Here is a 22,695-nt window from a genome sequence, read left to right on the forward strand (position 1 = left end):
TAACGAGTCGAGAGCGAGCAAGATGGCCAACTATTCTACCAACGAATTCAAGTCCGGTCTGAAAGTGATGCTGGACAATGATCCCTGTGCCATCGTCGATAACGAACTGGTCAAGCCGGGCAAGGGCCAGGCCTTCAACCGCGTCAAGCTGCGCAACCTGAAGACCGGTCGTGTATGGGAGCGTACTTTCAAGTCCGGCGAGAGCATCGAAGCCGCCGATGTCATGGAAGTCGACATGGAATACCTCTACACCGACGGTGAGATGTGGCACTTCATGCGTACCGATGGCTCCTTCGAGCAGTACGCTGTCGATGGCAAGGCGCTGGGCGACACGGTCAAGTGGCTGAAGGAGCAGGTCGTCTACACCATCACGCTGTGGAACGACAACGCGATCGCCGTCACCGCGCCGAACTTCATCGAGCTGGAAGTCGTCGAGACGGACCCGGGCCTCAAGGGCGACACCGCCAACGGTGGCTCCAAGCCGGCGACCCTGTCTTCCGGTGCCGTGGTGCGTGTGCCGCTGTTCATCAACCAGGGCGAAGTCCTCAAGGTTGATACCCGCAGCGCCGAGTACGTGTCTCGCGCCTGAGCCCTTTCGCTCACGTCGTGAACACCCTGATGCCTCGCCTCGTGCGGGGCATCATCGTTTGTGCCGGTCACTCCTTCAGGTTGGCCTCAGTCCCTTGCCGTTCCACTCGTCGAGCTCGCCATGTCAGACGTCCATATTCCCGCTGATGCTTCAAAGTCCCCCTTGCCGCATGACTGGGCGCCCACTGCCACGCGCGAGCGGCTCGTCCAGCGCGCGCGTCTGATCAATGAAGTGCGGGCCTTCTTCGCCGAGCGTGAGGTGCTGGAGGTGGAAACCCCGGTGCTGGGGCAGGCCGGTTCGACGGATGTCGGTCTCGCGTCATTGTCCTTGACCGCGCAGTTGCCGGGCGAGCGGGAGCGTGTGGCGATGTGGCTGCAGACATCGCCGGAATTTCACATGAAGCGACTGCTGGCAGCCGGTAGTGGGCCGATCTTCCAGATCGCGCGTGCCTTTCGCGATGGCGAGGTCAGCCGCCGTCACAATCCCGAGTTCTGCATGCTGGAGTGGTATCGCCCCGGCATGAGCCTTGAGGCGCTGATGGCGGAGACCTGCGAGTTGATCCGGCGCGTGATGGCGCTCGGGGCACAGTTGACTGGCCAGCCATCGCTGCTCAACGAGCCACAAGGCTCCCAGGCCAGGCCTGTCATCACGCCTTACCGTGCGCTGTTTCGCCGTATGCTGGCGCTGGACCCCTTCACGGCCTCGCTTGAGGAGCTGCGAGCTGCCTGTGCGCGAGAATGTGAGGTCGCGGCTGACGACTGGTCGCATGAGACCTGCCTGGATGCGCTGATGAGCCTGGTGATCGAGCCGACTCTTGGCTCAGGGGCACAGGAAGCAGAAGTACAGGGCGCAGAAGCACAGGGACAAGCCACCGTGGAGCTGGTAACGGACTATCCTGCGGCTCAGGCGGCGCTGGCGCGCAAGCATCGGGATGCTGAAGGCGATTGGGTGGCCTCGCGCTTCGAGGCCTATGTGGCGGGCATCGAGCTGGCCAACGGCTATGACGAGCTGACTGATGCCAGTGAGCAGGCGGCGCGCTTTGCCGAAGACAATGCGGCGCGAGTCGCCCAGGGGCTGCCTGAGGTAGCGGCGGACCAGCGTCTGGTGGCGGCCTTGCAGGCGGGGTTGCCCGCGGGGAGCGGGGTGGCGCTGGGGCTGGATCGTCTGATCATGCTGGCGCTGGGAGAGCGCGATATCTCGGCGGTCATCGCTTTCCCGGCATCACGTGCTTGAGAGCCGACATGAGAGGCAGCTTTCGATGTGATTTGCGTGAATCCCAGCGTTTATTGCCAACACGCTTGCCGAGCGTGCGTCGACTAGACTGGAGAAGTCAGCGTGGAGGGTTGGCGCTTGCCGGCGAAGCCCGCAGGCAAGGGGATGGCAGGACCAGGGCAATGGTCGCAGCGGGTCTTCTTTTATCGGGCATGGTGAAAGAAGGCGACAGATGATGGCTCGAACCCTCGGAGCCTTCGAGGCATCATCCGGCAGTCGCGTCGTGAGAGCGTGACGCCCGTCATGGAGGACTCTGATCTGTTTGGGCACTGAAGGTAGTGATCACCCCGATGGCAGCGTTCATCGCGGGGCAAGTCAAGAAGGCAAGAAGACGAGGGGCGCGGTCAGGCTCCTGTCGTTAAGTCGTTAAAAAGGGAAGCCAGGGGCTTCCCTTTTTTTATGCCCGGGTTTCGTGTGCGGGCTTTATGCGCGAATGTTGCGCTCGCGCTGCGCCATGCCTGATGTCATTTCTCGTCTGTGGTCGGCGTGTCCCGTGCAGTCTCTGCCGCATGCTCTTCTGACTCGGTCGGGGCCGGCGCTGTCGCAGACGGACGCATGCCAAGTGACTGACCCATGCTGACCTTCTGGCCCGGTGTCAGGGCGTCATCGAACTCGACGCTGTCCGGGAAGCACATCACCACGGTGGAGCCGAGCTGGAAGCGGCCCATCTCGGCGCCACGCGCCAGCTCGATGAGTTGATCGAAACGGGTCGTCTCGACATCACCGGAAAGCGGCGTGACCTGACCGCTCCAGACGGTCTTGATCGCCGCGACGATCATCGCGCCCACCAGCACCATGGCCATCGGGCCATGCTCGGTCTCGAAGATGCACACCAGGCGCTCGTTGCGCGCGAAGAGGCCCGGCACGTGCTTGGCAGTGGCTTCGTTGACCGAGAACAGGCGGCCCGGCACATAGGCTGTCTCGACCAGACGTCCGGCCAGCGGCATGTGAACGCGGTGATAGTCCTTCGGTGACAGATAGACGGTGGCGAAGCGACCATTGCGGAAAGGCGCGGCGCGTTCTTCACTGCCACCCAGCAGCTGGGTCAGCGAGAAGGCCTGGCCCTTGGCCTGCACCAGGGTGCCATGCTCGATGGCGCCGAACTGGGACAGCACGCCATCGGCCGGCGAGACCAGCCCTTCCCCGATGGGGCGGGCATCGGCCTTCAGTGCGCGGGTGAAGAAGTCATTGAAGCAGGCATAGGCGCGCGGATTCTCTTCCAGCGCTTCGCTCATGTTGACGTCGTAGGACTTGATGAAGCGCTCGATGAAGGTGTTCTTGACCCACGGATTGGTGCAGGCGGCGACACGGCCGATGACACGTGAGATCAGGTGCTGGGGCAGTGGGTACTGGCTCAGGGAAAACAGCTTGGCGCGATCCACGATGGCGATCCTTGCAGGCACTCAGGAATGAAAAGCCCGCTCCTCGTGAGGGCGGGCGTTGGCCGGCTCAAGCGGCGGCCAGCAGTTGGGCTGCACCTTAGCCCATCGTCAATAACGGCTCAAGCCTGCGGATTGCCGCAGCCGTGGGCCTGGCGACAGTTGCCAGGCAGGCCATGCGCGTCATCCCGACATGGCCTGCCTTGGCGTGCCGGCGCTCGAAAGGGGCATTCCAGTCTGCGATCGAGCGCCTTCAGCGTTCGATGGGCGTGTCGTCACGGTTGCCCCATTCCTTCCAGGAGCCCGGGTAGGCGCGCACATCACTGAAGCCCAGCGCCTGACCCACCAGCCATGTCAGGCCAGAGCGGTGATGGCTCTGGCAGTGCGTCACGATATGTTGTTCAGGGTCGAGGCCACGTGCGCCAAGCTCCGTCACCAGTTCCGCATAGTCGCGGATACGCAGGTTGCGCTCACGGTCCATGGCCTCGGTCCATTCGAAATGTACGGCACCGGGGATATGACCCAAGCGTGCATTCTGGCCCTTCTCGCCACGGTATTCCTCCAGGGAGCGCGCATCCCATACCACGACACTGTCCTGTGGCTCATCGGCCGCCAGGCGATCGAGGATATCTTCTCTTGTCGCCATCACACTGGTGTTCAGGTAGGCGGCGTGATACTCGCTGGGGCTCCACTCGCTGTCGTTGTCGCTCATCGGGAGGCCATCGCCTTGCCATGCGTGCAGGCCACCATTGAGGTAGCTGTAGCGGGTATGACCGAGCAGCGCCAGGGTCCACAGCAGGCGTCCGGCCCAGCCGCCGCCTTCATCGTCATAGGCCACCACATGGCTGTCGCGGGTGATGCCAAGGGCTGACATCACGCCAGACAGTGCCTCTGGGCTCGGCACGCCGGGAATGTCGTCGTCATTGCTGCCGACCAGCTGCTTGAAGTCGAGCAGGCGAGCGCCGGGCACGTGACGCGCATGGCTCTCGGCTTTCAGCGGCACGTCGACGATCACGATATCAGGATGGTCGAGCATCTCCGCGAGCTGCTGCGGTTCGACGATCAAGGGCAGCAGGTCGGCTTCCGAAGGGGAAGGGTGTGAAGAGTCGTGAGACATGGCGTAATCCTTGCTTCTACGAAAAGAGTGATCCTTCCGGCATCATGGCACGTCGGCTGGCACTGTGGTCAAGTCACTGCGGTCAAGGCACTGCGATCAAGACACTGCAGTCAAGGCACTGCGGCGAGGCGAAGTGTCACCGCGCCAGATTCCTTGCCATCTTGTCCCCTGAAACGACATGTTTTCAGTATAATGCCGCGCGTCACATTCCGGGGCGAACGTGTGAATGCCCAGTGCGCGCCACGGCCTGACCTTCTGGACAGCCTTATGGACAGTTCAAGGACGGCTTCTGGTCAGCTGGCGAGGCCAGCCAGTCGCCCCAGCAGCCAGTAGATCCAGTAGGTCTTGTAGGTCTTGTAGGTCTTGTCGAAAGAAGCGCTTGTTTCAGCGCAGTAGGCCTTGGGCGAATGCCACATTCTGGCCCTCGGGAACACCCTCTTCGCGGCCTCAGGCAATACACTGTCTGTCGCCAGTGGCGCTGCTGCACTCTTCGAGTGCGGTACGGGCGCTCAACGTGTGTCATTTCGATGCAGCGTATCGGCGACTTGTCGACGCTTAGCTGCTACTCAATCGCTTCATCCTGAACGGGAGTCATCATCTTGCTCGAGCGCCTATTCTCACTGCGTGCCGAAGGCACCACGACGCGCACGGAAGTGCTGGCGGGCATCGCCACCTTCATGGCGTCGATGTACATCATCGTGGTCAACCCCGGCATTTTGTCAGCCGCCGGCGTGCCATTCAGTGCCGCCCTCACGGCGACGGTGCTGGTCAGCTTCTTCGGCAGCCTGATGATGGGCCTGTACGCGCGCAATCCGATCCTGGTCGCGCCGGGCATGGGCATCAATGCCCTGTTCGCCTACACCATGGTGCTGGGCGGAGGCATGAGCTGGGAGGTCGCGCTGGGCTGCGTGTTCTGGGCCGGCGTCATCTTCGCGGTACTGGCCCTGTTCAACGTGCGTCGTCTGGTGATCGATGCGATTCCCGCCCAGCTCCGCTACGCCATCGCCTGTGGTATCGGCCTGTTCATCACCTTGATCGGTCTGGTGAATGCCAAGTTGATCGTCTCCAATCCGGTCACCGTCGTCAGTGTCGCGCCGATGACGCCCTCGCTGGTGGTCTTCCTGCTGGGACTGGCGCTGACCGCCATCTTGGTCGCGAAGCGCATTCACGGCGCACTGATCATCGGCATCATCGTCACCACCCTGATGGCGACCACCATCGGGCGTCTGTGGGGGGATGGCAGCGCCTACTTCCCGCCGGAGATCGCTCAGCCGACACTGGTCAACTTCACCGGTATCTTCGCTGCGCCTGACTTCAGTGGCCTGCTGGCGCTGGACCTGCTCGGCTCCCTCAAGGTGGCCTATGCGCCGTTCATCTTCGTCATCCTGTTCACGGTGTTCTTCGATGCGCTCTCGACCTTCATGGCGGTGGCCGAGGCGGGCAATCTGAAGGACGAGAATGGCGACCCGCGCAACATCCGCCGCTCGATGATGGTCGATGCCTTCTCGGCGCTGGTGTCCGCGCCACTGGGCACCAGCCCGGCGAATGCCTACATCGAATCGGCGGCCGGTATCAGTCAGGGCGGTCGCACCGGGCTGGTCGCGGTGGTGGTGGCGCTCTGCTTCCTGCCGTTCCTGTTCCTGGCACCGCTGCTGTCGCTGGTACCGTCCATCGCGACTGCCCCGGCGCTGATTCTGGTCGGCGTGTTCATGATGGAGCCGATCGGCAAGATCCACTGGCACCAGTTCGATGATGCGATTCCGGCCTTCATCGCCATGGTGATGATTCCGCTGACCTACTCCATCACCCACGGTATCGTGTTCGGCTTCCTGAGCTTCGTGGTCATCAAGCTCGGCGTCGGCAAGGCGCGCGAGATTCGCCCGACCATGTGGGTGCTGTTCGCGCTGTCACTGCTGCTGTTGCTGGAAGGCTAGGCTTCGAAAGCGGCTGTGATGTGTCTCGAGAGGCTGTGATGTATCTCGAGGGCCTCGAGCATGAAAAAGCCCCGCCAGGCAGTGACTGCCTGGCGGGGCTTTTTGTTGACGGCTTTTTTGATAGCGCCTGATCAGCTCTCGGTCAGCGAGAGCAGGATCTTCTTGTAGCTCTCGAAGCGCACGCGGCCGATCTCACCGTTGTCCACGGCCTGAAGCAGGGCGCAGCCCGGCTCCTTCTCGTGCTTGCAGTCGCGGAAGCGGCAATAGCCGAGATAGTCGTGGAACTCGCGGAAGCCGTCGGTGACCTGTTCAGGCGTCAGGTGCACCAGGCCGAATTCACGGATGCCTGGCGAGTCGATCAGGTCACCGCCATCCGGCATGTGATAGAGCCAGGCGGTGGTGGTGGTGTGCATGCCCTGGCGTGATTCGGCCGACAGCGGGCCGACGCGAACCTCTTCCCTGGGCAGCAGCATGCCGATCAGGGATGACTTGCCGACGCCACTCTGGCCGACGAAGACCGAGGTGCGGTCGCTGAGCTGGGCCTTGAGGGCGTCCAGCCCCGACTCGCCACGCGTGGTGCAGGCGACGACTTCGTAACCGAGCGCTTCATAGCGCGCCAGCAGGTCGCGCAGCTCACCGCCGCTTTCCGGCAGCAGGTCGACCTTGTTGAGCACCAGCACCGGCGTGATGCCGGTGGCTTCCGCGGCGATCAGATAACGGTCGATCAGGTTGGGCTGCGGGGCGGGCTCGGCGGCGAACACGATCAGGATCTGGTCGATGTTGGCCGCGACCGGCTTGAGCACGCCACGCATGTCGGGGCGCTCAAGTTCGGTGGTGCGTGCACCACGTGCGACGACCACGCCGCTGGCGTCGCTGGCTTCGCGCCAGATGACCCGGTCACCGGTGACCAGCGTCTCGAGGTTGGCGCGCAGGTGGCAGCGGTGCAGGCTGCCGGACTCGCTCTCGACTTCCAGGCTACGCCCGTAGTGGGCGATGACACGGCCATGCTGCTCCGGGCCATATTCGCCGGCGTCGAGCTTGTCGCGGTCCTGCGTCTCGCGCTTTTCGGCGCGCTTGGTACGCTCGGCCTGCACCTTCTCGATTCGCCATTGCTGCTGGCGGCTTAGCTTGCGTTTACTCATGCTTGGCTGGTGACTCCGGTCGCCGTTCGTTCGCCAGGGATGGGAGAGTCTTCCCCCCTTTGCGGCGCGATTGTACCCTTTGCGCCCTCGGGTGTCGTGCGACGCCCCGGGATGGCGTGTGATACTGCTGTCATCGACTGGCGTCCCGCGCCATTCCATCATCTGCTCAGCAAGGAGTGACCCATGGCAAATCCCACCGCTCAGGCCGACCGCCTCATCTGGATCGACCTGGAAATGACCGGTCTCGACCCGGCGCGTGAGCGTATCATCGAGGTGGCCACGCTGGTCACCGACGGCGACCTCAACCTGATTGCCGAAGGCCCGGTGCTGGCCGTGCATCAGCCGGACAGCCTGCTGGAGGCGATGGATGAGTGGAATACGCGCACCCATGGCGAATCCGGGCTGGTGAAGCGCGTCAAGGAAAGTCAGATCGATACCGCCGAAGCCGAACGCCAGACCCTCGAGTTCCTTGCTCGGCACGTGGCGGCAGGCGCCTCGCCGATGTGTGGCAACAGCGTGCATCAGGACCGCCGCTTCCTGCAGCACGAGATGCCGTTGCTGGAGGAATTCTTCCACTATCGCAACATCGATGTCTCGACCCTGAAAGAGCTGGCCAAGCGCTGGAATCCGGCCGCGCTGGACGGCTTCAAGAAGCGTGCGACCCACCAGGCGATGGACGATATCCGTGAATCACTGGCGGAGCTTGCGCATTATCGCAAGACCTTCCTTAAGCTGACCCAGCAGGGCATCGTCTGAGCGATTCTGAGATGAAGGTCAGAGCGCGGTGGCCAGGCGGGCGCCGCGCTTGATGGCCTGCTCCTTCAGCGCCCAGCGCACATGCTCGCGCAGTGGCTCGCTGGGGTAGGCCAGGCGGGCGCGCAGCACATGCTCGACCTGCTCTGACCAGGGCGCATTTCCCAGCCCGATGGCGATGTTGGAGAGCCATTTCTCGTAGCCGATGCGTCGAATCGGGCTGCCTTCCGTCTTGCTGAGGAATTCCTGCTCCCCCCAGCAGAACAGGCGGATCAGCTCGATGCGATCCAGGTCATGGCGCGGCGAGAAGTCAGTCTCTTGGGTCGCCTTGGCGAACCGCGTGAAGGGGCAGAACAGCTGACAGTCATCGCAGCCGTAGATGCGGTTGCCCATCGGGCGGCGGAATTCCTCGGGGATGGCACCATCGAGCTCGATGGTCAGGTACGAGATGCAGCGCCGCGCATCGACGACCTTGTCCTCGACGATGGCATCCGTCGGGCAGGCGACCTTGCAGGCGTTGCAGCTGCCGCAGTGTTCCTTTTCAAAGGGGGCGTCCACCGGCAGGGGCAGGTCGGTGTAGAGTTCGCCCAGGAAGAACAGGCAGCCGGCCTGCTGATTCATCAGCATGGCGTTCTTGCCGAACCAGCCGATGCCGGCCTTCTGCGCCAGGGCGCGCTCCATCACCGGGGCGGAGTCGACGAAAGCGCGATAGCCGAACTTGCCGACTTCCTTCTCGATCTGCTTGGCCAGATTGGCCAGTCGCTTGCGCATCAGCTTGTGGTAATCACGCCCCAGCGCGTAGCGTGACACATAGGCGCGCTGTGGTTGGCTGAGCACCTGAGTGGTCTCGACCTCGGGCGGCAGGTAATCGAGGCGCACGCTGATGACGCGCAGTGTTCCGGGCACCAGCTCTTCAGGACGAGTGCGTTTGGTGCCGTGCTTGGCCATGAAGTTCATCTCGCCGTGATGGCCATTGGCCAGCCAGCGTTCCAGATAGGCTTCATGGGTCGAGAGGTCGACATCGGTGATGCCGACCTGCTGAAAACCCAGCTCGCGCCCCCATGTCTTGATGCGCGTCGCCAGTTCCGCCATGGCCTGTTCATCGGCAGCGGGGCTTCCGGTGTCGGCAGGCGAAGCGGCGGCGGTGGATGAGTGCGAAGCAGACATGGGGTTTCCAGCGAGATCAAGGGCAGAGGCGCGCCACCTTAGCGCAACTTGCCGGTCAGCCCAAGCGTGCTGCCTGAGGGCGCGAGCACGTCAGGTAAGGTGCAGTAGAAAGGAAGGCGGCACGCAATGCCATGCTTCACGCCAGGCAACGCGCCTCTATACAGGCAACGAACATCCAGTCAGGCAACGGATATCCAGACAAGGAGTGTAGGCATGACAGCGCACCAATCGACCTCTGACCAGACCTGCCCGCCGCCATCTTCGGCGACCATGACGCTGTGGCGTTCGGTCAACTGTCTGTGGCCGTTGGCGGCACTGCGTGATCTGGAGCACTGGATGCTCGCGGAGGAGACCGTCGCCGCTGACAGTGGCCAGAGCGAAGCGCCGGTGGAGAAGCGCCTGATGGGGCGCGCCGCGCAATCGGCGTTCGATCTGCTGCGTCAGCGTTGGCCGGAGACGCGCAGAGTGTGCGTGCTGTGTGGTGGCGGCAACAATGGCGGCGATGGCTATCTGCTGGCGCGTCTGGCATTGCTGGCGGGCTTCGAGGTGCGTGTCATCGCCTTGACGCCGGAGGATGCCTTGACCGGTGATGCGCAGCTGGCCGCGATCGCGGCGCGCGAGGCTGGCGTCGAGACGCTGGCATGGCCGAAGGCCGATGAGGAGGCGGCGGATGCGCTGCTCAAGGGCTGGCCCTTGCTGGTGGACGCGCTGACCGGCATCGGCCTGCGCGATGCGCCGCGCGGCAGCGTGGTCGAAGCCATCGAGCGCATCAATCACGCTCATCAGCAGGGCGTGCATGTCATGGCGCTGGATGTGCCCTCAGGCTTGAACGCCGCGACGGGCGCAGTCGCGGGTGTCGCCGTGGAAGCGGATGTGACGCTGACGTTTCTGGTCGACAAGCCGGGCCTGCACACCGGACGCGCCGAGCTGCACGCCGGGCATGTCAGTCTGGCGCGCCTGGGCGCGGCGCGTGTATTGCCAGAGGTGGTCGCGCAGTCGCGTACCGCGGCATTGCTGGCCCGGGACGGCGTGCAGCGCCTGACGCCGCGCTGGCTGGAGTCCGAGCTGGTGCCACGTTCGCCGCTGGCCCACAAGGGTGACACCGGCAGCGTGCTGGTCTTCGGTGGCGGCCCGGGGCTGGGCGGCTCGGTATTGCTGGCCAGCGAAGCGGCGGCACGGGCCGGCGCCGGCAAGGTCGCGCTGCTGACGGCGCCTGCGCATATCAGCGCCAGCCTGACGCGCTGCCCTGAGGTCATGGCGCGCGGCCTCAAGAGTGGCCCGGAGGGCAGCAGCCACGATGGCTTCGCCGTGCTTGAGTCACAGCTGGCACAGGCCAGCGTGACGTTGGTTGGCCCGGGCATGGGTACCGAGAGTCTCGAGAGCATGCTGTGGGGCTGGGGCGGCATGTCGCGGGTGCTGGCGGCGGGTCAGCCGCTGGTCGTGGATGCCGATGGCCTGAGCCTGCTGGCCTGGCGCGCGAGCGAAGGCGAGATCATCCGCCGCGACGACTGGGTGCTGACGCCGCATCCCGGCGAGGCCGCGCGTCTGCTCGATTGCAGTGTGGCGGACGTCGAACATGACCGGATCGCAGCCGCAAGAGCGCTCCAGCAGCGTTTCGGCGGCAGCGTGGTACTCAAGGGCGCGGGCAGTCTGGTGGCGAGCCCTGCGGGAGTTCTCGAGGGGCCGGCGGTGGCACTTTGCCCCTATGGCAACCCGGGCATGGCCAGTGGCGGCATGGGCGATGTGCTGGGTGGCATCATCGCGGGGCTGGCGGCGCAGGCGCTCAACGGCGGCTTCGATGCACGCCAGCCGCGTTCCTCCCCGGATGAAGCGGCACAGGCCCGGCGAGTCACGCGCGCCATGGCACAGGCGGCCAGGCTCGGGGTGCTGGTGCATGCCCTGGCGGCCGACCGGGCGGTACAGGAGCGTGGTGAACGTGGCCTGCTCGCAGGTGATCTGGCATCCTATATGCATTTATTGCTCAATCCACGGGCCCGAGATGCGCATACTTCTGTCTGATGAAAACGCCCAGGTTGCCTTCGGCACTCAATTGGGAAATATCCTTGCCGGCCGCGGGCTGGTGTTCCTGGAGGGCGAGCTGGGGGCGGGCAAGACGACCCTGACCCGCGGCGTGCTGCGCGCCTATGGTCACCAGGGCGCGGTCAAGAGCCCGACCTACACCCTGGTGGAGCCCTACGTGCTGCCACGGGCCGAGGGTGGCGAGTGGCACATCAACCACTTCGACCTCTACCGTCTTGCCGACCCTGAAGAGCTCGAGTTCATCGGAGGGCGCGATCTGCTCGCCGCCGACAGCCTGGCGCTGATCGAGTGGCCGAGCTGTGGTCAGGGCTTTCTGCCCACGCCGGATCTGCGCATCACGCTGTTCGTCGCCGACGAAGGGCGCGAGGCCGAATTGACGGCCATGACACCGCGAGGTGAGGGTTGGTTGGCAACACTGGCCGAGCGTCGAACCTCTCAGGCATGATGACGCCGATCCGCTTGCCATGTCTGGCGGCGCAGTGTCCGGTCATTCGTTATCTTCATTCATGTTCTTTCTGTCTGGGTCATCCTGTCTGATGCCTGAAATAGCGTCCAAAATTCCCCGTATGCGTCTGGCGCGCAGCTTCCGTAGCTGGCTGGCGGGTGGTCTCGTCTGCTCGCTTGCCAGTCTGGTGCTGGCGCCGCAGGCGCTGGCCGCCAAGGTCGAGAACCTGCGCCTGTGGACCGCACCGGACCACACGCGGCTGGTGTTCGATCTCGACAGTGCCGCCAAGGCCAAGGTCTTCGGCCTCGACAATCCGCGCCGTCTGGTGATCGATCTTGCTGGCAGCGAAGTGGCCAGTGCCGCGGTCGAGCGCAAGTTCGCCGCGCTGAATCTCGAAGGCAGCGCCATCAAGTCGATCCGCAGCGGACGTCAGGGGGATGCCCTGCGTGTGGTGCTCGACCTGACGCGGCCGGTCAATCCCAAGGACTTCACGCTGGCGCCGAATGCCAAGTACGGCAATCGCCTGGTGGTGGATCTCGAGTTCCCCGGCGAGTCGGCGGTCGAGAATCCCATCGACCCCATCGAGGCCCGTATCCGCGAGCAGGAGCAAGCCGCGGCCAAGCGCAAGCTGAAGGGCGAGCCGGCGGAACCTGTGGTCAATACCCAGGCGGCGGCACATCCCAAGCGCGACATCATCATCGCGATCGACCCTGGCCACGGCGGGGAAGACCCGGGCGCCAGCGGCCCCAGCGGGACTCGGGAGAAGGATGTGGTGCTCAAGATCGGCAAGCGCCTCAAGCGAATGTTCGATGCCCAGCCCGGCTTCAAGGCCATCCTGACCCGCAACAGCGATTACTACATACCGCTGCGCAAGCGCACCGAGATCGCGCGTGAGCAGAAGGCTGACTTCTTCGTCTCGATTCACGCCGATGCCTTCAACAGCCCGCGCCCGCACGGCAGCTCGGTCTTTGCACTTTCAAGCCGCGGCGCGACGTCCGAGACCGCACGCTGGCTGGCCGCCACCGAAAACCGTGCCGACCTGATCGGGGGCGTGGATGGCAATCTCAGCCTGAATGACAAGGATGAGATGCTGCGTGGCGTATTGCTCGACCTGACCATGACCGCAACGCTCAACGATTCGCTGGCGGCGGGTAGCGGCGTACTGGCCAACCTCGGACGCATGAATTCCCTGCACAAGCGTCAGGTGGAGCAGGCGGGCTTCGTGGTGCTCAAGTCGCCGGATATCCCCTCGCTGCTGGTGGAGACGGGCTTCATCTCCAATCCCCAGGAGGAGCGCAACCTCAACAGCGGCCCCTATCAGGAGAAGCTGGCGCGCTCGATCTTCTCGGGGATCCAGAGCCACTTCGAGCGCAATCCGCCGCCCGCAAGTCTGCTGGCGTGGCAGCGCAGCCAGGCACGCGGTGGCAATGGCGGCGAATATCGCGTCAAGAGTGGCGATACGCTGTCGGAAGTGGCCCAGCGCCACAACGTGAGCATGGCGGCCCTCAAGCAGGCCAACAACATGAGTGGCGACACGGTGCGCGTGGGTCAGCTGCTCAAGATTCCACGCAGCTGAACCTGACGTCATGAAGTCGCCTTGACCGCGCCTTGCGTTGGCAGGGCGCAGACACTGTCCGCTGATGCAGTTCCGGCATGCGTTGCTTGCCGTGGCTGGGTCGGCGGACAGTATCGTTTTCAGAGAAGCGGCGTTTTTCGCTCGTGTATCCAGGAGTCTATCGATGTCTGACGAGCTGACCGACATGCAGCCCGCTCGCCCTGGCGAGCGACGGATCCGAATCCTCAATCCGCGTCTTGCCAACCAGATCGCGGCGGGTGAGGTCGTGGAGCGGCCGGCCTCCGTGGTCAAGGAGCTGGTCGAGAACGCCATCGATGCCGGCAGCACCCGCATCGAGCTGGAGCTTGAGGGTGGCGGTGCGCGATTGATCCGCGTGCGCGACAACGGCTGCGGCATCACCGAGGAAGACCTGCCGCTGGCGCTGTCACGGCATGCGACCAGCAAGATCGAGAGCCTGGATGACCTCGAGGGCGTGGCGAGCCTCGGTTTCCGGGGCGAGGCACTGGCCTCGATCAGTTCGGTCTCGCGGCTGGAGCTGTTCTCGAATGTCTCGGAGGAACCAGCCAACGGCTGGCGCGTGGTGGCGGAAGGGCGCGAGATGGCGCCGCGTGTCTCCCCGGCGCCGCACCCGCGTGGCACCAGCGTCGCGGTGCGGGATCTGTTCTTCAATACGCCGGCGCGCCGCAAGTTCATGCGCACCGAGAAGACCGAGTTCGGCCATGTCGAGGAAAGCTTCCGCCGTCTGGCATTGTCACGCCACGATATCGGCTGGACGCTGCGTCACAACCAGAAGGTGGTGCATCAGCTGCGCGCCGGTGAAGATACCCTGACGGTGGAGCGGCGCATCGGTGCGCTGCTGGGTCGCAACTTCCTCGAGCATGCGCTGCACCTGGATATCGAGGCCTCCGGCCTGCGCCTGTCCGGTTGGGTGGGCTTGCCGACGCACTCGCGTGCCCAGGCCGATCAGCAGTACTTCTTCGTCAATGGCCGCGTGGTGCGCGACCGGCTGGTCGCGCACGCCGTGCGTCAGGCCTATCGCGATGTGCTGTTCCACGGTCGGCATCCGGTGTTCGTGCTCTATCTGGAGCTCGACCCGACGGTGGTGGATGTCAACGTTCACCCGACCAAGCACGAAGTGCGCTTCCGGGACGGGCGCCTGGTGCATGATTTCCTGTTCTCAAGCCTGCACAAGGCGCTGGCCGAGGTGCGCCCCGGTGACAACAGCGCCGCACCTACCGGCATCGAGGGGCAGGAGAAGGAGGAGGATCCCGGCTGGCAGCAGCAGGGCATGCGACTTGGCCGTCAGGAACAGGATGCCCAGCAGAATGCCGCCACTGAACAGCAATCGTCATCGGCCGGTCCGCAGGGCGGGGGCGGCTCGTCAGCCTCGCCGAGCGCGACTGCAGACGCTGCGGCCGTCTGGAAGCCTTCCTCTCAGCTGCCGCCTGCCGGTGATAGTCGCTCCAGCGAGCGCCTGAGTGCCGAGCGTGTGCGTCAGTTCATGGCCGGCTATCGGGCACTGCACCCCAGCGAAGATCATCTGCTGACGCCGGGTGGCGGCGCAGTCGGTGCGGGCGTGGCCAATGATCCGGCGGCGATCGCTAGTGCCGAACGTGAGGCGCGGCGTGCACCACGTGTCACGCTAGGCGAAGGTGGCCGCGAAAGTGACGGCGAAAGCGCAGGACAAGGGGATGCGCAGGCCGGTGTCGGGGAAGCTGCGCCCGGCTGGCGAGTCGACTCGCCTCCGGCGGGTGGGCCGTCCGTTGCCGCGCCTTCCAGCGACGCCGTGTCTGGCATGTCGGCGCCGTCTGGCTCTAGTGGCTCGGCAGTGGTGATGCGTGGTCTGCCGGCCCAGAGTGACGACGATGACACCCCGCCGCTGGGCTACGCCGTGGCGCAGCTGCATGGCGTCTACATCCTGTCGCAGACCTCGCGCGGGCTGGTGATGGTCGACATGCATGCCGCTCACGAGCGCATCACCTATGAGCGCATGAAGCAGCATGTGCATGGCGGCGGCCATCTGGAGGCCCAGCCGCTGCTGGTGCCGGTATCGCTGGCGGTCAGTTCGCGCGAGATGGGCACCTTCGAGCGCGAGTCCGAGGCGTTCACGCGACTGGGCGTCGAGCTGGACGCTGCCGGGCCGGAAACGCTGCTGGTGCGTCAGGTGCCGGTCGTGCTCGGCAATGCCGATGTGGAACCCCTGGTGCGCGGCATGCTGGAAGACCTCGAGCGCTATGGGCGCAGTGACCGCATGGAGGCGCACATGAATGAACTGCTCGCCGACATGGCGTGTCGCGGCAGCGTGCGCGCCAACCGCCGTCTGACGATTCCGGAAATGAATGCCCTGCTGCGTGACATGGAGCGTACCGAGCGCTCCGGGCAATGCAATCATGGCCGACCGACCTGGACCGAGCTTTCGATGCATGAGCTCGACAAGCTGTTCCTGCGTGGCCAGTAGATGACGCCCCGTGTCGTCGCGGTTCACCCCTGATTCACCTCCCAGCCCAGACAATAGGTCATGACCCAGATTCAACCCCCTGAAGATTCCCGACACCACGCGCCTGAGGTGGCTGACAAGCCGCCTGTCGTGTTGTTGATGGGGCCGACGGCCTCCGGCAAGACCGACCTCGCCATTCGCTGGCATGAGGAGCAGGGCGCGGAGCTGGTCAGTGTCGATTCGGCGCTGATCTATCGCGGCATGGATATCGGCACGGCCAAGCCGAGCGCGGCAGAGTTGGCCCGAGCGCCACACCGCCTGATCGACTTTCTCGACCCGCTGGAGAGCTATTCCGCCGCCGAGTTTCGTCGCGATGCGCTGGCGCATATCGCCGAGATCCAGTCCCGCGGCAAGATGCCGCTGCTGGTCGGCGGCACAATGATGTATTTCAAGCGTCTGTTGGAAGGCGTGGCGGAGCTGCCGGCAGCGGATGCCGAGCTGCGCGCGGAGCTCGAGGCGCGTATCCAGTCCGAGGGCCTGCCGGCGCTGCATGCGCAGCTGGCGCGGCTTGATCCGGCCACGGCACAGCGCATTCGGGCCACTGACCCCCAGCGGCTGACACGCGCGCTGGAGGTCTGTCTGATCAGCGGGCGCCCGATGAGCGAGCTGCTCGCGGAGCAGCCAGAGGCGGAACTTCCGTTCCACCCGATAGCGATCGCACTGGCGCCCCACGATAGAGCCGTGTTACATGAACGTATCGAGACGCGTTTTGATCAGATGTTGGAACAGGGCTTCATTGCCGAGGTCGAAGCGCTGAAGGCACGTCCGGAGCTGCATGCGGGCCTGCCCTCGATACGTTGTGTCGGCTACCGTCAGGTGTGGGATTTTCTCGATGGCCATCTGAGCCGGGATGAGATGCGCGAACGCGGCATCATCGCGACGCGTCAACTCGCCAAGCGACAGTTGACCTGGTTGCGGAGCTGGCAGGGGATTCACTCGGTGGATTCCATGGGTGTAGATCCTTACAGTGAAACCTTGAAAATCGTGCGCCAGACCTGCACTTAGCGTAACATGAGCGGTCACGACCCGCGCCCGTGAAGCCCCCTCAAGAGGGCAACCCGGAGCGCTGGCGAACATAACCATACTTACCTCGAACGAGACATTTTTACGGAGAGTCACATGTCCAAAGGTCAATCACTCCAGGACCCGTACCTGAACATCCTGCGCAAGGAACGTATCCCGGTCTCGATCTTCCTGGTCAACGGCATCAAGCTGCAGGGCCAGATCGAATCCTTCGATCAGTTCGTGATCCTGCTGCGCAATACTGTCTCCCAGATGGTTTACAAGCACGCTATCTCGACCGTGGTGCCGTCGCGCAATGTGCGTCTGCCGGCCCAGGATCCGAGCGTGCCGTCCACAGAAAGCTGAAGTTAGAGGCGCTGATTGTTCTTCGAACGACCCGAAGCCGGTGAAACGGCCGTCCTGGTGCATGTCAATTTCCGGGACGAAAAAGAACGCGAGGATGCCGGTGAGCTCCTCGAACTCGTACGTTCGGCAGGCGCCGTGCCGGCGACCCTCATCGAGGGTAGCCGGCCCCGCCCCGACTCCCGTACGTTCATCGGAGAAGGCAAGCTTGAGGAAGTGCAAGAGGCCCTGGCCGTGCACGAAGCCGAGCTGGTCATTTTCAACCATTCATTGAGTCCTTCCCAACAGCGTAACCTCGAAGCCACGCTCAAGTGTCGCGTCATTGACCGCACCGGTCTGATTCTCGACATCTTTGCCCAGCGTGCGCGGACCCATGAGGGCAAGCTGCAGGTGGAACTCGCACAGCTCGAGTACATGTCCACCCGCCTGGTGCGGGGTTGGACCCACCTTGAGCGTCAGAAGGGCGGTATCGGTCTGCGAGGTCCGGGGGAAACCCAGCTCGAGACTGACCGTCGCCTGTTGCGCGCCCGTATCAAGTCGATCCACAAGCGACTCGAGAAGGTGCACAAGCAGCGCGATCAGAACCGCCGTGCCCGTGCGCGTGCCGAGATCCCGAGTCTGTCGCTGGTCGGCTATACCAACGCCGGCAAGTCGACGCTGTTCAACGCGCTGACCACCTCCGAGGTGTACGCCGCCGATCAGCTGTTCGCGACGCTGGACCCGACGCTGCGTCGTCTGGAACTTGAGGATGTCGGCCCGGCAGTCCTGGCCGATACCGTCGGCTTCATTCGTCATCTGCCGCACAAGCTGGTGGAAGCCTTCCAGGCGACCCTGCAGGAAGCGGCGGAAGCGGATCTGCTGGTACATGTCATCGACGCCGCAGACCCGGAGAATGACCGCAATACCGAGCAGGTCAATCACGTCCTGAGCGAGATCGATGCCGGTGAAGTGCCGCGTCTGCTGGTCATGAACAAGATCGACCGACTCGACATGGTGCCGCGCATCGAACGTGATGGCTTCGGTCGCCCGCTGGCGGTGTGGCTGTCGGCACGCGACGGCAAGGGGCTGGATCTGCTGATGCAGGCCTTCGCCGAGCTGCTGTCCGACAACGTGATTTCCATGCAGCTGACGCTGGGGCCGGCCAAGTCCCGCCTGCGGGCCGGCCTGCATGAGCTGGACGCGGTCAAGGACGAGCAATATGACGAGCAGGGCAATGCGCTGCTGGACATTCGTCTCGAGAAACGCGACTTTCTGCAGTTGTTGTCGCATCTTGGTGAATCGCCTGAAGATTATCTCGGCGGTGAACATGACGACCGCGAAGCCTGGCAGCGTGAGCTGTCCGCCGAACGCGCGGAAAAGCATCGCGTGTCGGTCACGCACAAGTCCTGATACCGTTTGGTAACGCGACTTGCGCTGTCGCGCTGCGCAGCGGCTCGTTCAGTGGCAGCGCACGACGCATCGTGTCTAGAAAGCACTACCCGGCATCCATCGCCGCGCACGAATGACGATGGGTGCCCTCGCGCAGGGCCTGCCCTGCGTGTCAGAGCAGCGGGCATTCAGCAGGATTGGCTGGATGCCGCCCGACGGATGATGGCCGTCGGGCAGGGCCATGGCCTTCTCCCGCAAGGGACGCGTCGCCATGCCGTACGAGAGAATCGGTCGCCGGAGGCCATCAGGCTCAAGGCACGGAACCGGTCGCAGCTGGCAGGGCGGCGTCATCATAATGACGAGCGGAACATCGACTGAGTGGAGACGACGTATGGCTTGGAATGAGCCGGGTGGCGGCAACCAGCATGACCCGTGGAGCGGCGGTGGTCGCAACGGGGACAAGAAGGGGGGCGGGGGTAACGGCGGTGGCAATGGTGGACCGCCCGACCTCGACGAAGCGCTGAAGAAGTTCCAGGACAAGCTCAACGGCATGCTCGGCAATGGCCGCAAGCGTCGTGGTGGTGCCGGTGGCAATGGGGGTAACGGTGGCAATACCAATGCCTTCGCACTGCCGGGGATCATCGGTGTCATCCTGGTCGCCATCTGGGCGGCTTCCGGTTTCTATCTGGTCGATCAGTCCGAGCGTGGCGTCGTGCTGCGTTTCGGCAAGTACAACGACATCGTCGGTCCGGGCCTGCACTGGAACCCGCCGATCATCGACGATGTGCGTGAGGTCAACGTCACCAAGGTGCGTTCGCTCTCCCAGACCAAGTCGATGCTGACTCAGGACGAGAACATCGTCGAAGTCCAGATGTCCGTGCAGTATCAGGTGTCCAATCCGCGTGATTTCCTGCTCAACGTCCGCGCGCCCGAGATCAGTCTCGAGAACGCCATGGACTCTGCGCTGCGTCACGAAGTCGGCAGTGCCGACATGAACGACATCCTGACCTCCGGTCGTGAGCTGCTGGCCAGCAACGTCAAGTCGCGCCTGCAGTCCTATCTGGACAACTACGGGGTCGGCCTGACGCTGCAGACCATCAACGTCGAGTCCACCTCTGCACCGGCAGCGGTTCAGGATTCCTTCGATGACGTCATCAAGGCGCGCGAGGATCGTCAGCGCACGATCAACCAGGCGCTGGCCTACGAGAACTCGATTCTCCCGGAAGCCCAGGGTCAGGCGCAGCGCATCATCGAGGAAGCCGAGGGTTACAAGGAGTCCGTGGTCGCGAAGTCCCAGGGTGAAGCCAACCGCTTCACGTCCCTGCTGACCGAGTACCAGAAGGCGCCGGAGATCATCCGCGAGCGCATGTATCTGGAAACCATGGGCGAAGTGCTCGGCAAGACCAACAAGGTGCTGGTGGATGTCGAGAACGGCAATTCCCTCATGTACCTGCCGTTGGACAAGCTGGCCAACAAGTCCAGTGCTGCCGCCGAAGACAGCAGTGGCATGAGTCGTAGCGAGCTGGACCGTGTGTCCCGACAGGCGAGCGATGCCTTGAGCCGCAGCCAGAGCACTGACAGCAGCAACAGCATCCGTCGGGAGGGTCGTCAATGATCAACAATCGCTCACTGATGGCCGTCGCCGGTCTGGCCGTAGTGGCCTGGCTTGGTAGCAACAGCCTCTACACGGTTGATGAGACCCAGCGCGCCATCAAGCTCAAGTTTGGTGAAGTGGTGGAAGACAACATCCAGCCCGGCCTGCACTTCAAGCTGCCGGTCTACAACACGATCCGTACCTTCGATACGCGCGTGTTGACGCTGGATGCCCAGGCAAGCCGTTATCTGACCCGCGAGAAGAAGGCCGTCATCGTCGACTCCTTCGTCAAGTGGAAGATCGTCGATCCGAAGCGCTACTACGAAGCGACCTCCGGCGACGAGCAGATGGCCGAGCGCCTGATCGCGCCGCGTGTCGACGAGAGTCTGCGTAACGAGTTCGGCAAGCTCGAACTGGTGCAGATCATCTCCGAGCAGCGTGACGCGCTGATGAAGAAGCCCACCGAAGAGCTCGACGAGGTGATGCGCAAGGAGCTGGGGGTGTCGATTCTCGATATCCGCGTCAAGCGTATCGACCTGCCGGACGAAGTCTCCCAGGCGGTCTACGAGCGCATGAAGACCGAGCGTCAGCGTGAGGCACGTGAGTATCGTGCCCAGGGTCAGGAGCAGGCCGAGAAGATCCAGGCCAATGCCGATCGTCGCCGTTCCGTCCTGCTCGCGCAGGCCGAAGAGCAGGCGCAGACCCTGCGTGGTGAGGGCGATGCCTCCGCCGCTGCCATCTATGCCGGTGCCTACGGGGCGGATGCCGAGTTCTTCCGCTTCTACCGCTCACTGCAGGCCTATCGCGACAGCTTCAAGGGCGATGGCAACATGATGGTCATGCAGCCGGACAGCGAGTTCTTCCGCTTCTTCAAGGACCCGCAGGGCGGCAGCAAGTAAGCAGCATCATCAAGCCCGAAGGCTCGCCTTCGGGGATGTTGCGCGCGGCCTCTGGCAGCATTGGAGGCCGCGCAGTGGATGAACGTCGCTCGAGAGGTTCGCGGGGTTCATCCCACAAGGATTCATGCTAGACTCCTGCAACCGGGCACCGCCCGGTTTTTTTGTGGCCGCTTTTCATGCTCGGGTTTCATGTCCGGGCGCAAGGCCGACAGGAAAGCGTCGAGCAGGACCTTGCTTCACGGGTCTCGGTCGGCTGCTGTGAAATCCCCCGCAGGCGTCGCGTTTGTCACGCACGCCAGCCGGGTGAATTTCCTCGCGTCACGAGTCACCCCCTTGTCATAAATCTCTCGCAGGATAGCGCAATGACCATCGCAGATCGCTGGCTCCTCCCGGATGGCATGGATGAGGTATTGCCCCCTCAGGCAACCCGTATGGAGGCGCTGCGCCGCGCGCTGCTCGACCTCTATCATCGCTTCGGCTATGACCTGGTGCTGCCGCCGCCCGTCGAATTTCTCGATTCGCTGCTGACCGGCACCGGTACCGAGCTGGATCTGCAGACCTTCAAGCTGACCGACCAGATGACCGGTCGCATGATGGGCGCCAGCGCCGACGTCACCCCGCAGGTGGCGCGCATGGACGCTCACTCCTTGCACCGCGAAGGTCCGGTACGTCTGTGCTACTGCGCCAACGTGCTGCGTACCAAGGCGGACAAGCATCAGGGCGGCCGCAGCCCGGTGCAGGTCGGTGCCGAGCTGTTCGGTCATGCCGGCCTCGAGGCCGACCATGAAATCCTGCATCTGGCTCTGACCAGTCTCGAGCAGGCCGGCGCCGGTGAATTGCACCTGGCGCTGGGCCATATCGGTATCTATCGTGCCTTGATTGCCGAAGCCGGCATGAATGACGAGCACGAGCGTGAGCTGTTCGCTGCCATCGAGCGTAAACAGTATTCCGCTCTCGATGCATTGATCGATCGCGTGGTGGGTGACAAGGTAGTGGCGGGCATGCTCAAGGCGCTGCCGCACCTGCACGGTGATGACGAGATTCTTGCCCAGGCGCGTACCGCCTTCGCCGGCGCACCGACGGCAGTCGCCAGCGCTCTGGATCAGCTGACGGCGCTGAGCTGCGTGGTCCGCGAGCGTCATCCGCAGGTCACGCTCTATTTCGATCTCGCCGAACTGCGCGGTTACGAGTATCACACCGGTATGGTGTTCGCGGCCTACGTGCCGGGTTACGGTCAGGCGCTGGCCAAGGGGGGTCGCTACGACGATACTGGACGAGCTTTCGGTCGTGCGCGTCCTGCCACCGGCTTCTCGATGGACCTCAAGCAGCTGGCCTCGCTGGCCGTGCAGGCCCCGGCCTGTGACGGCATCTGGGCGCCGGCACTCAACGACAGCGCGCTGCGTGAGTGTGTCGATCAGCTGCGTGCCGCTGGCGAGCGTGTCATCGAAGCGCTGCCGGGCCAGACCACCGGCGCGGATGCACACCGTTGCAATCGTGAGCTGGTCAATGGCGACGGCGGCTGGCAGGTCGTCACACTCGATGCCTGAGCTTGTATGGC

The 22,695-nt window shown here is 63.9% G+C and carries 19 protein-coding genes; 14 read left to right on the plus strand and 5 right to left on the minus strand.

Features of this window, described 5'->3' with window-relative positions; genetic code table 11:
* Positions 1-22: 22 nt before the first annotated feature.
* Positions 23-589 carry an elongation factor P gene (gene efp, locus CDPAHKCJ_RS08710; protein ID WP_043335182.1) on the plus strand — a complete coding sequence of 189 codons (567 nt, stop codon included), beginning with the start codon at positions 23-25 and terminating at the stop codon, positions 587-589.
* Between the two features lie 162 nt (positions 590-751).
* Positions 752-1,822, plus strand: a complete 1,071-nt coding sequence (gene epmA / locus CDPAHKCJ_RS08715) for an EF-P lysine aminoacylase EpmA (RefSeq protein WP_166019593.1) — start codon at positions 752-754, stop codon at positions 1,820-1,822.
* 503 nt (positions 1,823-2,325) lie between these two features.
* Here the strand turns inward: epmA and asd are convergent.
* The 3 genes from asd to CDPAHKCJ_RS13475 all read right to left on the minus strand — a co-directional run bounded on the left by asd (position 2,326) and on the right by CDPAHKCJ_RS13475 (position 4,773).
* Complete coding sequence (gene asd, locus CDPAHKCJ_RS08720; RefSeq protein ID WP_166019449.1) at positions 2,326-3,243, minus strand: archaetidylserine decarboxylase; 918 nt, start codon at positions 3,241-3,243, stop codon at positions 2,326-2,328.
* Between the two features lie 250 nt (positions 3,244-3,493).
* Complete coding sequence (locus CDPAHKCJ_RS08725; protein WP_166019450.1) at positions 3,494-4,357, minus strand: rhodanese-like domain-containing protein; 864 nt, start codon at positions 4,355-4,357, stop codon at positions 3,494-3,496.
* A gap of 293 nt (positions 4,358-4,650) precedes the next feature.
* Positions 4,651-4,773 (minus strand): hypothetical protein, encoded by a 123-nt coding sequence (locus tag CDPAHKCJ_RS13475; RefSeq protein WP_277343446.1) that lies wholly within the window; start codon positions 4,771-4,773, stop codon positions 4,651-4,653.
* Between the two features lie 183 nt (positions 4,774-4,956).
* On the opposite strand from CDPAHKCJ_RS13475, the gene CDPAHKCJ_RS08730 reads away from it, so the two are divergent.
* Entirely contained in the window at positions 4,957-6,291 is a 1,335-nt protein-coding gene (locus CDPAHKCJ_RS08730; protein ID WP_153635353.1) for an NCS2 family permease, read from the plus strand.
* 131 nt (positions 6,292-6,422) lie between these two features.
* On the opposite strand, the gene rsgA is transcribed toward CDPAHKCJ_RS08730, so the two are convergent.
* Complete coding sequence (gene rsgA / locus CDPAHKCJ_RS08735; RefSeq protein WP_043335189.1) at positions 6,423-7,433, minus strand: small ribosomal subunit biogenesis GTPase RsgA; 1,011 nt, start codon at positions 7,431-7,433, stop codon at positions 6,423-6,425.
* A gap of 183 nt (positions 7,434-7,616) precedes the next feature.
* Here rsgA and orn point away from each other — a divergent pair, with 183 nt between their 5' ends.
* Complete coding sequence (gene orn, locus CDPAHKCJ_RS08740; RefSeq protein WP_107335235.1) at positions 7,617-8,189, plus strand: oligoribonuclease; 573 nt, start codon at positions 7,617-7,619, stop codon at positions 8,187-8,189.
* 18 nt (positions 8,190-8,207) lie between these two features.
* On the opposite strand, the gene queG is transcribed toward orn, so the two are convergent.
* Entirely contained in the window at positions 8,208-9,278 is a 1,071-nt protein-coding gene (gene queG / locus CDPAHKCJ_RS08745; RefSeq protein ID WP_240916733.1) for a tRNA epoxyqueuosine(34) reductase QueG, read from the minus strand.
* A 288-nt stretch (positions 9,279-9,566) separates the two neighbouring features.
* Here queG and CDPAHKCJ_RS08750 point away from each other — a divergent pair, with 288 nt between their 5' ends.
* The 10 genes from CDPAHKCJ_RS08750 (at position 9,567) to CDPAHKCJ_RS08795 (ending at position 22,684) form a co-directional block, all read left to right on the plus strand.
* On the plus strand, positions 9,567-11,372 hold the full coding sequence (locus CDPAHKCJ_RS08750) for an NAD(P)H-hydrate dehydratase (protein WP_166019452.1): 1,806 nt from the start codon (positions 9,567-9,569) through the stop codon (positions 11,370-11,372).
* The gene (gene tsaE, locus CDPAHKCJ_RS08755) at positions 11,353-11,838 is read left to right on the plus strand and encodes a tRNA (adenosine(37)-N6)-threonylcarbamoyltransferase complex ATPase subunit type 1 TsaE (RefSeq protein ID WP_166019453.1); all 486 of its coding nucleotides are present in this window, start codon (positions 11,353-11,355) and stop codon (positions 11,836-11,838) included. The genes CDPAHKCJ_RS08750 and tsaE overlap by 20 nt, the downstream gene beginning before the upstream one ends.
* A 121-nt stretch (positions 11,839-11,959) precedes the next feature.
* Positions 11,960-13,414: an N-acetylmuramoyl-L-alanine amidase gene (locus CDPAHKCJ_RS08760; protein ID WP_166019454.1), complete on the plus strand. Its 1,455-nt coding sequence runs from the start codon at positions 11,960-11,962 to the stop codon at positions 13,412-13,414.
* Positions 13,415-13,598: 184 nt separating this feature from the next.
* Positions 13,599-15,872 (plus strand): DNA mismatch repair endonuclease MutL, encoded by a 2,274-nt coding sequence (gene mutL, locus CDPAHKCJ_RS08765; protein ID WP_166019594.1) that lies wholly within the window; start codon positions 13,599-13,601, stop codon positions 15,870-15,872.
* Positions 15,873-15,932: 60 nt separating this feature from the next.
* Positions 15,933-16,916 (plus strand): tRNA (adenosine(37)-N6)-dimethylallyltransferase MiaA, encoded by a 984-nt coding sequence (gene miaA, locus CDPAHKCJ_RS08770; RefSeq protein WP_166019455.1) that lies wholly within the window; start codon positions 15,933-15,935, stop codon positions 16,914-16,916.
* Between the two features lie 114 nt (positions 16,917-17,030).
* On the plus strand, positions 17,031-17,279 hold the full coding sequence (gene hfq, locus CDPAHKCJ_RS08775) for an RNA chaperone Hfq (RefSeq protein WP_043335203.1): 249 nt from the start codon (positions 17,031-17,033) through the stop codon (positions 17,277-17,279).
* A gap of 15 nt (positions 17,280-17,294) precedes the next feature.
* Entirely contained in the window at positions 17,295-18,665 is a 1,371-nt protein-coding gene (gene hflX / locus CDPAHKCJ_RS08780) for a ribosome rescue GTPase HflX (RefSeq protein ID WP_166019456.1), read from the plus strand.
* Positions 18,666-19,035: 370 nt separating this feature from the next.
* Complete coding sequence (gene hflK / locus CDPAHKCJ_RS08785) at positions 19,036-20,259, plus strand: FtsH protease activity modulator HflK (RefSeq protein WP_166019457.1); 1,224 nt, start codon at positions 19,036-19,038, stop codon at positions 20,257-20,259.
* Positions 20,256-21,137 (plus strand): protease modulator HflC, encoded by an 882-nt coding sequence (gene hflC, locus CDPAHKCJ_RS08790; protein ID WP_166019458.1) that lies wholly within the window; start codon positions 20,256-20,258, stop codon positions 21,135-21,137. Before hflK ends, hflC begins: the two co-directional genes overlap by 4 nt.
* 362 nt (positions 21,138-21,499) lie before the next feature.
* Positions 21,500-22,684: an ATP phosphoribosyltransferase regulatory subunit gene (locus tag CDPAHKCJ_RS08795; protein WP_166019459.1), complete on the plus strand. Its 1,185-nt coding sequence runs from the start codon at positions 21,500-21,502 to the stop codon at positions 22,682-22,684.
* Positions 22,685-22,695 lie beyond the last annotated feature (11 nt).

Origin of the sequence: Cobetia sp. MB87, from assembly GCF_011319755.1 — a bacterium.
In the GTDB taxonomy this organism is placed as follows: domain Bacteria; phylum Pseudomonadota; class Gammaproteobacteria; order Pseudomonadales; family Halomonadaceae; genus Cobetia.